This is a genomic window from Aeromonas sp. 95A (assembly GCF_051919235.1).
Taxonomy (GTDB): domain Bacteria; phylum Pseudomonadota; class Gammaproteobacteria; order Enterobacterales; family Aeromonadaceae; genus Aeromonas; species Aeromonas veronii.
Genome location: NZ_JBQBFC010000001.1, coordinates 1,461,733 through 1,474,631 on the forward strand (window position 1 = coordinate 1,461,733; position 12,899 = coordinate 1,474,631).

Sequence of the window (12,899 nt, forward strand, 5' to 3'; positions counted from 1 at the left end):
CAATGCACAAACTCTCCTGGCTGGCTCTCTGCATGGCCCTCAGCGGCTGTAGTCAGCACAGCACCTATCAAAGACCCGAGCTGGCGATCGCCCCTGCATGGCAACAGGCAGAGGGCGCCCAACTGGCTGCGCAGGCTGGGCCCTGGTGGCGGGAATTTCATGATCCCCAACTCGACAAACTGGTCGAGGCGGTACTGGCCGCCAACCCGGACATGCGTGTGGCGGCCCTCAAGCTCAAAAGCGCCAGACTGGGCGCCGAGCAGGCCGATACCAACCTCACACCCTCGGTCAATGGCACTATCGCAGCCAGTGGCAACAAGGATCTGAAAACCGGCAAAGGCACCAACAGTCTGGGCCCCTCGCTGAGCCTCAGTTACGAAGTGGATTTGTGGGGCAAGCTTGCCTCGGTGCGAGATCAGGCAAGCTGGGAGGCGGCGGCAAGCGAGCAGGATCTCGCCAGCACCCGACTGCTGCTGATCGGCAATACCCTGGAGCAGTATTGGCAGCTCGGCTATCTCGGCTCTGCCATCACCCTTGGGGAACAGCAGTTGGCCAACCTGTCCCGAACCGAGCAGCTGACCCAGACCAAATACCAGGCTGGCGCCATCACCCGACTTGATCTGGCGCAGGCACGCCAACTGTTGGCAGGAAAACAGGCTGAGCTGGCCTCCCTCAAGGCGCAGCAGGAGCAAGCTCGCAATGCCCTGCGTCTGTTGCTGGGCCGCAGCAGCGGGCCGCTAGAGTATGCACCCGCTTCCCTTGTAAAGCAGACCATTCCTGAACTTGCGGTGGGTATTCCGGCTGATGTGCTGGCACGCCGCCCCGACGTCAAAGCGGCCGAATTGCGGCTGCGCAAGACGCTGGCCAAAGGGGACGAGATCCGCACCAGCTTCTACCCCAGCCTGACCCTGACCGGCAGTGCCAGCACCGCATCCGATAGATTGGCGCAGGTGCTGCAAAATCCGGTTGGTACGCTAGGGGCCAGCCTCGCCCTCCCCTTCCTTGAATACAACCGCACCCAGCTTGCCATCGAAAGCTCAGAGCTGGATTACCAGATTGCTGAAACCGAGTTTCGCAAACAGCTCTACACCGCACTGGTGGAGGTGGAAGACAATCTGGCCGCCCGCCACTATGGCCAGCAGCGACTCGATTATCTGCAAGAGCAGCTGAGTTATGCCCAGGAGGCCGAACGACTGGCCAAGGCTCGCTTCCAGGCGGGCGCGACCGGCGTGCAAGCCTGGCTTGATGAGCAGAACCGGCTGTGGGATGCCCAGCAGAGCCTGCTGGCCCAGCAAAAAGAGCAGCTCACCACCACCGCCAAAATCTATCGCGCCCTGGGCGGAAGCGATAGCGTGACGCCCCGATAGCGCTTCACCTGGGCATTCCCCACTCTGCCGGCAGAGTGGGGAATGCCATCATCATCGACCGCACAGAATTCCCTCTCCCACACGGCAGACGAACGCCATTGCCCATCATCAGGGGCTGTTATGGCAGCGCAGCCAATTACATGCATCGGTGACCCAGAATATCCCGGCCATACCTTGCGGCTATCTCTATCCCTCACGCTCCCTGACCAGAGATAACGGTTACCGGATATTCCATCAGCAGAGAGCTCGGCTCTTACCGAGCGGCACCCCGTGAATCATGAGCGACATATCCGAAGCGCATATCTGCACGACGCATACAAATAGCGATATCACGCAGTTAATCCTGCACGACAAAATTAATCGCAAACAACGAGTGATATTGAGCAAAGTAACAGTGAAGTAAAACGACGGTAAAAAGGATACAAGCGAGGATGTAGATAACAGTGGGGTGAAGTGGCGGATTGGATAACCACGAGTAAAACGGCAAAAATAATGCCGCCCAAGAGCGGCATTATTCAATCTCTGAACCTGACGAATTAGATCAGGAAATCGTTCAGGTCTTTACCCAGTGCTACTTGAGCAGCAATGGCTTTCGGCATACGGCCTTGACCGGTCCAGGTTTTTTCCTGACCATCTTCTTCGTACTTGTATTTAGCCGGACGCGGAGCACGCTTGCTCTTGGCAGCACCAGCCGCAGCAGCCGGAGCAGTGGCAGTCGCCAGCAGCTCGCGAGGATCAATACCAGCCTGCTGCAGCATTTCGGTGAATTCATTCAGCTTGCGCTGACGCTCTTCCTGTTCAGCACGCTCCTGTTCAACAGAATCGGCGCGCTCTTGGTAAACCAGGTCAAACTTCTCTTTAGCTTCCAGCAGTTGCTCAAACGGCAGCTCACGAATAGCCGCACGCAGACTGCGAATGTTCAGCAGAACTTTCAGAAACTCGTTCATTATTTCCTCACAAAAAAGTCGGTTACAGGGATAACTGTTTCAGAATAGCATGGACAATTCTCGAGAACATGCAGTTTTTCTATATTAACGTTCTTTTTTTCTTAAATTTCACCATCATGATCGAATGCTTGCCACTATCAATAACAAACTGGCTGGAATGCAGATCTTCTGGGTAGAGAGGTGATTGCCATCTTGTGTTCAAGAAACATCGGTATTTCAAGACTCATTAATTTCCTGTTCAGCATCCAACAAAACTAACTCGGTAACCTGACTTATAAGCCTGAGCGAACATTTCTACCATACGTTCAACATCATGTGACAAGACTATGCCTATCTGTTTAGCAATGCACACGTCTAGAACCTGTCCCGTCCCCCGATGATAAGGGGATATCCCAACTGACTATCAACCCATTCGGCACCACCAACAAAACTGCATATTAATCAATTGGTTGAGAACAGAGAATGACATTTCAAATATGCTTTTCATAGCCCGTTTGACAGACGTGTGCGTCTGAAAACAGACTGTTCGGATACTGGCAGTCCAGAAGGTAAACAATAAAAAAGCCAGCCGTTTTTAAGGGCTGGCTTTCTATGTATCCAAATAGCGCTATTTATTTTTGGTTATATTCTTGCCTGATTGGTCAACACCGCTAATCACTGCCTGTGAAGCAGACCCAGTTAAAAGGGGCTCGGTTGGATAGAGCGTAAGTGCTTCTGCCCGCATCGCATTGGCTTCCTCCGTACGACCCAATGCATTAAGCGCGATCACCATATTAGCGTATATGTTGGCACGGGGTGTATGGCGTACGAATGCCTGCCCCCACTCCAGATAAGCTCCCAGTTCGGTCTTGTTGTTTGTCTGCAAACCCACCATCAGACGAACCGAGTTCACATCAAACTCGACTCGGGTCAACCAAGCTATGGGATTGATGATATCAAGTAGCAAGGTCGGCTCTTTATACCCACCCCGTTCATATTTGGTGACTACCCATGCGGTGTGAATGGCCGTAAGCATAAAGGGAACGACCAGCAGCGGGATAGCGATCGCCATAAATCGCAGTAAAAGCCATGGGCGGCATTCCATATCCCACCATGATGAGAACCCCTGACTCGTCAGGTTGGTCTCCTCAATTTCGGTATCGATGATATAAATCAGCGTCAGCAACAGCCACCACAACACGATCGCATGGTAGAGCGGGTATTCCGTCTGGGTATGAAGCAATATCGGTGTAACCAGAGCAAGCAGTCCCATGGCATTTACCCAATGCACACTCGCCAGACGCCATAATAATGCGCCTCCCATGATCACCATGCCGACCATGGGTGCAATACCGCCCTCAACAGCCCAATAGAGAAACTCGTTGTGGGGGTGGTCAAGATTGTACTCAATCTGCACCATGGACGGATTCAGTGCTTTATCAGCCATGTAGTGATGAAGAAAAACAGATTCAAAACTGCCGTATCCCCATCCACTCCAGGGAGCCTGTGCAATCAGTTTTACAGCATAAGGCCAGTAAATAGAGCGCATACCACCGGACTGATAGATCTCTAATCCGCGTTTTGCTCCAGCCAGCCAATATTGTGATAACAGACCAATCGCTACAGCCAAAATAACCAGACCCAATATCCGCCATAGCAGCCTCTGTCGATAAAGCTGAGGCATCAGTAAAAACAGTGCTAGCAGACCGCCCAACTGCCCCACTCGGGATTGCAAAACAACGAGCAGCAGTGCTGCAGATAGAATGACGCCATAGCGCAACGCCATCAGCAATCGACCACCCTCTGTGCGTAATTCCAGCCAGATAGCAAGGGCAAGTCCAGTTGCCATAAACGTCGCCATCACGTTTGGCTGTTGAAAGATCCCGTAAGGGCGATTGGCTTTAGTATCATAGCCAATCCAGTTACCTGGCGTTAAGAGGTAGAATTGCACCAGACCCAGCAATGCCTCCATCGCGATCGCAATCAGGATGAGATAGAGCAAGCGATCACGCTGCGACTTATCAAAGCGCCATTGATAGAGTCCAAACAAAAACAGCAGACCAGCAAAAAGGCCCAGCAGTCGGGGAATGGCATAATCCTTGAGTGCAAAACCTGGATATAGCATCGGAAGCAGTAGCAAGAATGCCCCTATCCATAGACCAGCCTGTAATGGAGAAAAGAGCAGACGCTGGCGTAACGTTACTTGCCACAATCCCAATCCAATAGCCAACGAGGCAAACACCCATCCCCATGCGTTAAAGGGCAAATACAGCCCCGCACCACCAGGATTGTGCATAAAAAAGTGCATGCCCAACAACCAATAAGCGATAAAAAGTACGCCAAACAAACCACCTAGGTATTTAATCATCATGCATTCCTAGCATAATTCCCTCAGATTGCCATATATCTTAGGCAGGTAATAAAAGGGCGAGCAGTGTACAACTGCTCGCCCTGTTTGATGAAGAAAGATCAGTCCTATGGCAACTTTCGATTACTGCAGCTCAGTCAAGCCGTAAAGACCATTCTTGCGACTCAACATTTGGCCTCCATCCCGTGTCAAAGGAACCCATCCAATGCTTCCTTTCGCGGTTGTTGGCTTGAGCAGCATCAAATCAAACGGTATCGTGACATAAATTCCTTTGGTAAAGCTACCTTCACCATACTCGTCCGCAGAAACATCTGTAAATGTTGCATACCCCCCCAAGATAACCCCCGAATCAAACCGCTTGGAAAAGTCGAATGTAGCGCCTTTGTCACCAGCCAAATACTGACCCACGGAAACTTTGGCAGTGACATTATTCATGAATGGTAACTGCCAATACGCAGTAACATGTCCGGTCATTACATCATAATCAGCCATTTTCAGGGTGTTGTTCCAGTCTCGCTGTTTCACCCAGTTTGCATCAACACCAATGGCCCAAGTCTTACCGTATGGGCGATAGAGCACCTCACTCCCAACGCCGGCATACATCATCTCCAAATATCCACCATAAGCTTGCCCGTACCAATCTTGAGCAAGTGGTTGCATATGGGTTAACTGCAAGTTGTTGAGTAATACATTAGAAGAATCGACATACTCACGAATCCACGTCCGAACCCGTGGTAAGGCAGCGCCATCTGGAGGAGGAGCTTTATAATTGAACTCATCGTAGTTATTCACCAGATTGACAAACAGCGTACCTTGCAAACTGTTGTTTGCATTTATACGCCAATCGGCATTTGCGTTAATGCCTAACTGATACATATAGAAAGACTCAGCACCACCAAATGATTGCGTTAGATCTGGATCAAAAGAGTATGAAAAACCTTTGCGCTCAGCTGCATAGGTGGGTTTCCCCTGAATTTTTCCTGGTGCCTGCATTGTTGATTTTTCATACTGCTCTTCTCCCAATACCTGTACCACATTTGCACGACGAACTGATGGAAGATCGATGTGAGTCTCTTGTAACTGGAAGTTCGCCTTACGTTCAACAACATTCAGCTCATCCACTGTACTAGGCAGATAATTTGCTGCTAACAAAGAGGTTCTCTTTATCGCCTCACTCTTATTACGATACTTGCTCTGCTTACCGATGACAGTCACAGAATTAGTGGTTGTGTAAAACTCTGTATCCTGCCAACCAGCATTCTCTTTCAAATCGGCAGTTAGCGCCTTCCACTTCACATCAGTCATAGTGGCAGGTACTTGATCAGGTTGATAAATGGGTCTCGGCTGGTCAATATGAGCGGATTTCATATCATTAAAGTTAGTTCGAAAAGTCACCCCCCACATCAAGGTGTTTCCTCTCTGCCAGCTTAGATGGCTATCCAGATTCTCGAAAACGCGGTACACCGCACCTACATTCCAAGGTGAATCTTGATCAATATGGCCAGCGAACTCCTTGCTATAATCATTACCATCATATTCCAGCTTCAACCTGAGTGGCTGCCATGGTGTTTGATACTCAATACCACCGAAGAGTGCTGCTGGTCCATGAAACAAGCTATCAACTTCAAACTTACCGCCGCTACCAGAATAACCCGAATTTCTTTGGCACCAGTTATCTTTATACTCACAAAACGGGTTTTTAATATTACCACTTTCGGCCATATTTCCCCAGCCGATACCGATAGTAAAATCAAAAGGGCCATACCGTTTGCTAGCCGTCACGAATTCACTATCAAAGAGACCCGTCCCCATTAGATCTCTAAAGCCTACTGATACTTGTGGCAGATAGTTAGATTCTTTCCAGAGACGGAACTTGAAATCCATCGCTTTGTCTTTATAGGTTTGATCACCACTAAAATCTTCGTTCGGACTATATTTTCTTGTTCTTACGTCAGTGTATCTTAGTGTCGCCTCAAACCAATCAAATGGCTGTGCAGAAATGGACCATCGACGATACTGGTCATTATCAACATAGTTGGCACTGAATTCACCTGTTTTGGCCATTCGTGCAGTAGGCATTTGAAGCAGCCCCACCCCACCGAAGTCACCTTGTGAGGGACCATAAGGATCAATAACAGACTCTGCAGCACAAACCGCCCCTGAAACAAAGATTGCAATATATTTCAATTTAGGCAGCATCATTCTGGCACTCGATTAGCAATCAGATTGGCAATACGAATATTGATATCCTTATATTGCTCTGGAAGGATTTGGGAATCAAAACCGACAAACAGCGTAGCTCCCGCCATAGGTTCACGATGAAGTTTGTTCCAATTAGCGACAGGAACGCGGCTGATAGAACCATCAGGCTGGATCAGGAATGCTTCATGCTGCGCAGCGCCAGCCAACAAGCGGTAATCCTGCCAATAGCTTGCCAAACTGGCACCAGGCTGAAGCAGCTGCTTACTGCGACCGTTAATCAGTCCGACGAAGTAGATAAAATCGGGCCTTGAAGCAAGAAAAAGTGTGTACTGCCCTTTCAACAGTGGATTACCATGCGGGTCAACTCTGGATTTAGCAGGGTCTAATGCGATTGACAAACGACCACTGACAGGAACTTTGTCCAGCTCTTGTAGTAACTGCTGAGTTGACTGGATCAATGCACCTTTGTCACCCTCTTGCATCCAAAATACCTGAAGAGATTTAAGATCCTTGAGCAATTGTTCTTTAGTCGCCTGAAATTCCGCTATGGTTTTTTCATTCGCTATTTGTGCAGTACGCCAATATATATCATCTGGCAATTGAACATTAAATAACAGATCTGCAAGTCTGGCTCCATCATGCAACTCAATCTTCGCTGTAGCATGACGTTCAAAAATTACGTTTACATCAGCTTGAGCCAAAGCAAAAAATGGTATGAGACCGATCGTCAGGTATCTTTTCATAATGCGTACGGCTTTAATATTGTCATTTCAATCACCGGTAAGTCCGGCCCCAATTGCTGCTGGCTTTTTAATACTCTGCCTGTACTAGGTTCAAACCAATAGTAATTATGCCAGGAGTTCTGGTCATGTCCGAGACTGACCAACTCGTCAATCAACATAACATCATGTGATTTATCAAGGATTACCAACATTTCTGGAACAGCAGATATAAACTTAGCCCGCATGTTATATCCACTCACATAATCCTTTTCCCATTCAGCAGTATACTGCCAAGACATCGAATCTAGGTTCAAAGATATATCGGGTACATTTACCATTTTTTGTAATGGATCAGGCCAAGTCGATGCCACTAAATAGAGATCATTTTCCAAACCCACCGTCTTGTATAGTCGACCTGATTTGGTAACAAAAAGCTTATTATCAGAACTCACCCAGCTCAATGAACCATCAGGATCTGCAAACGCAAGTACTACCAATGCCTGCGGGTTATCACCAACTCGCAGATAAGCACTGGCATAAGGTAATTCTCGCACCTTTTCAGCAGTTACCTGCACATCATCCACCCCCAAAAGGGCATAACGGAGCGTTGCATAGGTATCAGAACTGGTGGCAGAACAACCACTCAAGAGTAACAATCCCAAAGGTACAAACAAACGAAGATAAAACATAGACGGGTCACTCAGTGGAATTGGAAAATGATTGCAAAGTGACAAAAATAAGGCTGCCAATATGGCAGCCTTATTACAATACCAAACAACTTACTTGGTAGCAGTAGTTGTGTTAGTGCTGGTACTGGTCGAGTCGTCGTTTGCCTCTGAAATAACAACCGCTGCCAGTACGGCAGCACCAACACCGACAGCAACCAAAGAGGTGGTACCAACAGCCGCAGTGCCCGCTGTGGAACCCGCTGCAGTCCCTGTGGTTTCTTCAGCAGCAAAAGCATTTGAAGAAAGAACCAACAGAGCAGCCAGAGTCAACGCTGATTTTTTCATTACTAGTTTCCTTGTTTAAACATGACTTAAAGTACTAACAGGATATCGTGAAACAAACCAATAAGCCAGAGTAAGTCGCTCAGATGAGCCCTTAATCAATTACGATAGTGTACGTCCCATTGCATGCCGTACCAGCACGATCATAACGCCTAACATGCCACCAAGCAAAGTCCCCAATACGGCTATCAACGCTCGCTTAGGTTTCGCTTTCTCTTCAGCTACCACAGCAGGATCAAGGGTTTTAAACACATACTCTTGATTTACTTCCGTCAACATCAAGGTCTTGGTCTGATCCTCGATCAGCTGATAGAACACCTTTTGCATATCTGCGACCGGTGTTTTTTCAAGTTGCGCCTTGAGATAGCTAATGTTGCGTGTCGCATCAGTTTGATCCCGCAACTTCATAGCCTCATTGAGATCAGCTACCAACCAGTCAACCCATTGCTTAGCAGATTCGGGGGAGTAGTACTCCACTGCCACCGTAACTAACCCTGATTTGGCATCCTTACTAATGCTGGCAATATCGAGAAATTTCTTAACCAGCTCCCAATCCGTTGGTTCAACAGACTTTCCTGGAGGAACCTCACGCACCCACTTGTTGCTCGTGACATCGTAGGCATTTTCATCAATCACCAATTCGCCGGTCACCTTATCTGCTTTGGTAACAGCCATCAACGGCACTTCCAACTGATGTTGGCGGATGAAGCGACTTAGGAATTGGCGGGATTTCCCAATTTCGACCGCTATGGCCGTCTTGTCCGGACCACCGCCACCACTGAGATTTACGCCAGCCAAGCTAGCAAGACCACCAAACTGGGCAGCAATGGCGGCAAGTCCCCCCCCCTGCTGCTCAGCAGATGGCGCAAGCAAGGCCTCTGAACGATAGATATTTGGCAGTGATATTGCAAAAATGACGGCTATTACCGCACCAACCAAGGTACTGACAACTATCCACCACTTACCACGCCAAAGCGCCACGAGCAGTTCACGCAAATCTATTTCATCTTCCCCCGCCCCATTCATTGCTACTGGCAAGGGAGGGTGTTCTTTTACTTGTGTCATAACAAACCGGATCTCAGAAGAGTCAGGTGGCCTTCACCACCTGACTGAATGGGTTATCAAATAAACTTTGCCATTACTTGATTGCATTCCATGCGACACCCAGTTGATAGAGGATCTGGGTTGCAGAAGTCATGATGCTCAGGTTATCCAGATAGTCAGAATCAACAGGCACCACGATCGTATCACCCGGCTCCAAGCTCTTGCGACCACCAAACCAGCTATCACCTGGCAGCATCACACTACCATTGGCCTTGATAACGTAGATACGGTCGGTATCAGCCTGTTTCTTGGTCCCTCCAGCACGGCTCAAGTAATCATTAACACTCAAGTTACCATCGTAAACATGGGAAGAGGGGAACTGCACCATACCCTGAATAGATACCACATTTTGCAATGCGGGCACATAGAGTTTGTCGCCATCTTGCAGCATCACATCAGCTTGCTTGTCGCCAGACAAGATCGCTGGCATATCGATAGTCATACGACCAACCGCCTTGCTGTTTTCCAGCTGATTAACTACTGTCATCGCTTCGGCAGGTGAGCTGGTATAGTTTGCAATACTGGATTGACGACGCAGTGTCATGGTCGCAATCTCTTGCTTGAGTTCATCACGCAGCAACGCGATGCGTTCTGCTTCCTGTTTACGCAGCGCTTCACGCGCAAAAACAGCACCATTCGGGTTAGCATAGGCGGTAATACCGCCCACTCTCTGGATCAAATCCTGCAGACTTTCACCCCGACGGACAGTGTAAGTACCCGGATACTTCACCTCACCAAATACTTGCACTGTTGCCTCTTCACGCCATTGCGGATGAGGCAAAACATTCAGACTGTCTTTGGACTGTACCTGAGGCGCCCCCAAAACTCGATTGGCTGTTGGTAGATCCAAGCGCGAATTTTCAATTGATATATTATCTCCCACTTCATTAATACGTGAGAGCTCGATGATACTAGCCTGCTCATTCAGCCCACCTGCTGCGACCAATAGATCATGTGTGGTGGTAACCCGACTGATTGGATACACTCCCGGAAACTTCACTTCACCCCGTACTTCAGCAATCTGTACCGGTTTTCCTTGAGCAGCCTGAGCTTTCAGTTTTTCAATTACAGGAGCAAGTAACGCTTGGCGACTGGCAGCGGCTTGCACAACTGTGCTGCTATCAGTCCCCAGTTTTGCAAGGGTCATTTTTTCTGATGTCAATTCTCCTTGACGAACCATGGCACCGGTACTCGAGTCGACAACAGATCGCTGCTCTTGCTGCAATTGCATCGCCAATTGTTGCTGATCAGCAGACGGGGTAACGACCGAGTTATCAGATGTAGATGCCAGTTGACGATGGTTGTCACGCCCGGAATTAGCACCATGAAAAGTAGAGTTATTTATACCATCAAGCGCAGAATTACTAAATATCAGAACCTGATCACGAGGCTGTAACCGCAGATCATCTTCACTCCCAGGGAGTTGAAGTGCACGCCCCAAATTAAATTGCAATACTTCGATATTGCGTAATGCATCCACTTCACGAACCACGAGGGCATAATTCAGATCTGCAGCTGATGTCAAGTCTCGTGAAGCACTTTGCAAAATGCGGCTAATGCGCATACCTGGCTGATAGCTAAACGCACCATCACGAACCACAGCACCTTTCACCATTACAGCCTGACTGTACTCAGTAGTGCTGGGCTTGACTGTTATTTTGTCGCCATCACGTACGACAAACTGACGATCATGATGATTTGACAAGTTCAGATTAAATACCCGCATTCCGGTTTCACCATAGCGAGTCACCGAAATCTCTTTCAGCGCAGCGGCTTTCATCCCACCCGCAAGTCCCAGAACATTGGTCAAGGCTGCAGGACCACTCAGCTCGTAAATAGCAGGGCGTTTTACCAAACCATCAATACTGATCTCACTCCCTTTTGCAGGGATAAACACCGTATCACCGGAGCGCAGGCGGATATCCTGGCTGGTATCGCCCCATACCAGCATCTTGTAGAGATCAACATCGATAACTTTCTGCCCTGCACGCTTGACCTGGATCTTTCTCAGTGACCCAACGGTATCGATACCACCTGCAGCCTGCAAGGCCTGGGTTACGGTAGCCATACCATTGACGTTATAGGCGCCGGGGCGATATGCATCACCCATAACAAATACCTGCATGGTACGCAGAGCACCAAAACTGATGAATGCCTCTACACCAATTTTTTGCTCTTTGATCCGATTTTCCAGTTCACTGCGCAGTTGCTGAAAAGTTTGACCACTTGCAGCAATGGGACCGAGGGATGGAAAGTCGATAAAACCTTCACGTCCAATGGCCAGCGTATAATTTGCATTCTCTTTGCCATAGAGCTGAATCCGGATCTCGTCACCCGGTCCCATCACATAGTCATCAGCAACAGGCATATCAACAACTGGTGCATCAGTTAAAGGCTCACCGGCAAACACGTTATAACCAAAGGGCTGTAACTCTCCCTCTTGTGCCACACCAGCCAACAGGGGGCGCTGGGATGCCTGGCTATAATCAACTTCACGTGGTACCGCAACAGGTGCTGTATTGACTGGGGTCACACTGCTTTTAGTCGATGAGCTCCCCAACTGAGAGGGGTCAATACCATATTGTGCTGCCAACGCCTGCTGCTGGGCAGGAGACAGCTGTTTAAATTTGGCCATCATATCTGGCGTCACTTGTGGTACGGCCAACACTGACCCGCCGACCAACGCCATTGAAAGCACCAATCCCTTTTCTATCATTTTTATCAAATCCACCAAATGTAACTAAAGAAAACTATGAAACTGCAGCACAAAACGGCTTTTATCATAACATAGTGAGAGCCCAACAATCTTGGCTGCGCTGAGCCTGTACTCAACACATCAGTGCAGTCAATACGTAATAACAACAACCGAAAAATACTTCCCTAAAAATATACTGAGCAATAATGAGGCATTAACCTACAAACTCAGGAGCAAGACGATCTTTATCAGATAACAGCAAGGGAAATCGCTCGGACAACGAGCCATTTTATCGCCAGACGAGCGCTATCCCAGCGAATGGCTCACAATGTCCTGGACAAATCGATGATGGTCGCAATGACGTTCAAACTCCGTATAACGAAAACACTCCCGAAAATAACCGCGCTGATCAGGACAGATTTCTGGCGTCAATACCATCACCTCGGCCAGCGCAGTGGGGTGAAATTTCATGGTCTTACCCCCTGTCAATAATTCCCCCAAGGGA

Annotated in this window: 10 protein-coding genes; 1 reads left to right on the plus strand and 9 read right to left on the minus strand. The window is 48.7% G+C overall.

The annotated features are described in order from the left end of the window. Positions 1-2 precede the first annotated feature (2 nt). The gene (locus tag ACTG2U_RS06340; RefSeq protein WP_439974221.1) at positions 3-1,367 is read left to right on the plus strand and encodes an efflux transporter outer membrane subunit; all 1,365 of its coding nucleotides are present in this window, start codon (positions 3-5) and stop codon (positions 1,365-1,367) included. A gap of 536 nt (positions 1,368-1,903) precedes the next feature. On the opposite strand, the gene ACTG2U_RS06345 is transcribed toward ACTG2U_RS06340, so the two are convergent. The 9 genes from ACTG2U_RS06345 to ACTG2U_RS06385 form a co-directional block, all read right to left on the minus strand. Further along, entirely contained in the window at positions 1,904-2,314 is a 411-nt protein-coding gene (locus tag ACTG2U_RS06345; protein ID WP_064338382.1) for an H-NS family histone-like protein, read from the minus strand. Positions 2,315-2,921: 607 nt separating this feature from the next. Next, complete coding sequence (locus ACTG2U_RS06350) at positions 2,922-4,661, minus strand: Wzy polymerase domain-containing protein (protein WP_439975110.1); 1,740 nt, start codon at positions 4,659-4,661, stop codon at positions 2,922-2,924. Positions 4,662-4,784: 123 nt separating this feature from the next. Beyond that, on the minus strand, positions 4,785-6,863 hold the full coding sequence (locus ACTG2U_RS06355) for a YjbH domain-containing protein (RefSeq protein ID WP_439974222.1): 2,079 nt from the start codon (positions 6,861-6,863) through the stop codon (positions 4,785-4,787). Beyond that, the gene (locus tag ACTG2U_RS06360) at positions 6,860-7,606 is read right to left on the minus strand and encodes a capsule biosynthesis GfcC family protein (protein WP_439974223.1); all 747 of its coding nucleotides are present in this window, start codon (positions 7,604-7,606) and stop codon (positions 6,860-6,862) included. Before ACTG2U_RS06360 ends, ACTG2U_RS06355 begins: the two co-directional genes overlap by 4 nt. After that, the gene (locus ACTG2U_RS06365; RefSeq protein ID WP_335812609.1) at positions 7,603-8,274 is read right to left on the minus strand and encodes a YjbF family lipoprotein; all 672 of its coding nucleotides are present in this window, start codon (positions 8,272-8,274) and stop codon (positions 7,603-7,605) included. Before ACTG2U_RS06365 ends, ACTG2U_RS06360 begins: the two co-directional genes overlap by 4 nt. 90 nt (positions 8,275-8,364) lie before the next feature. Next, positions 8,365-8,598, minus strand: coding sequence for an exopolysaccharide production protein YjbE (yjbE, locus tag ACTG2U_RS06370; RefSeq protein ID WP_236563270.1), 234 nt, complete (start codon positions 8,596-8,598; stop codon positions 8,365-8,367). 99 nt (positions 8,599-8,697) lie between these two features. Beyond that, positions 8,698-9,660, minus strand: coding sequence for a Wzz/FepE/Etk N-terminal domain-containing protein (locus tag ACTG2U_RS06375; RefSeq protein WP_335843942.1), 963 nt, complete (start codon positions 9,658-9,660; stop codon positions 8,698-8,700). Positions 9,661-9,733: 73 nt separating this feature from the next. After that, entirely contained in the window at positions 9,734-12,415 is a 2,682-nt protein-coding gene (locus ACTG2U_RS06380; protein ID WP_439974224.1) for an SLBB domain-containing protein, read from the minus strand. Between the two features lie 285 nt (positions 12,416-12,700). Continuing rightward, on the minus strand, positions 12,701-12,865 hold the full coding sequence (locus tag ACTG2U_RS06385) for a dTDP-4-dehydrorhamnose 3,5-epimerase family protein (RefSeq protein ID WP_439975111.1): 165 nt from the start codon (positions 12,863-12,865) through the stop codon (positions 12,701-12,703). Positions 12,866-12,899: the final 34 nt, after the last annotated feature.

Excerpts from the sequence above, each read along its gene's own strand:
- yjbE (WP_236563270.1), bottom strand. The coding sequence starts at position 8,598 with ATGAAAAAATCAGCGTTGACTCTGGCTGCTCTGTTGGTTCTTTCTTCA.
- ACTG2U_RS06350 (WP_439975110.1), bottom strand. The coding sequence starts at position 4,661 with ATGATTAAATACCTAGGTGGTTTGTTTGGCGTACTTTTTATCGCTTAT.
- ACTG2U_RS06375 (WP_335843942.1), bottom strand. The coding sequence starts at position 9,660 with ATGACACAAGTAAAAGAACACCCTCCCTTGCCAGTAGCAATGAATGGG.
- ACTG2U_RS06360 (WP_439974223.1), bottom strand. The coding sequence starts at position 7,606 with ATGAAAAGATACCTGACGATCGGTCTCATACCATTTTTTGCTTTGGCT.
- ACTG2U_RS06385 (WP_439975111.1), bottom strand. The coding sequence starts at position 12,865 with ATGAAATTTCACCCCACTGCGCTGGCCGAGGTGATGGTATTGACGCCA.
- ACTG2U_RS06345 (WP_064338382.1), bottom strand. The coding sequence starts at position 2,314 with ATGAACGAGTTTCTGAAAGTTCTGCTGAACATTCGCAGTCTGCGTGCG.
- ACTG2U_RS06340 (WP_439974221.1), top strand. The coding sequence starts at position 3 with ATGCACAAACTCTCCTGGCTGGCTCTCTGCATGGCCCTCAGCGGCTGT.
- ACTG2U_RS06380 (WP_439974224.1), bottom strand. The coding sequence starts at position 12,415 with ATGATAGAAAAGGGATTGGTGCTTTCAATGGCGTTGGTCGGCGGGTCA.
- ACTG2U_RS06355 (WP_439974222.1), bottom strand. The coding sequence starts at position 6,863 with ATGATGCTGCCTAAATTGAAATATATTGCAATCTTTGTTTCAGGGGCG.
- ACTG2U_RS06365 (WP_335812609.1), bottom strand. The coding sequence starts at position 8,274 with ATGTTTTATCTTCGTTTGTTTGTACCTTTGGGATTGTTACTCTTGAGT.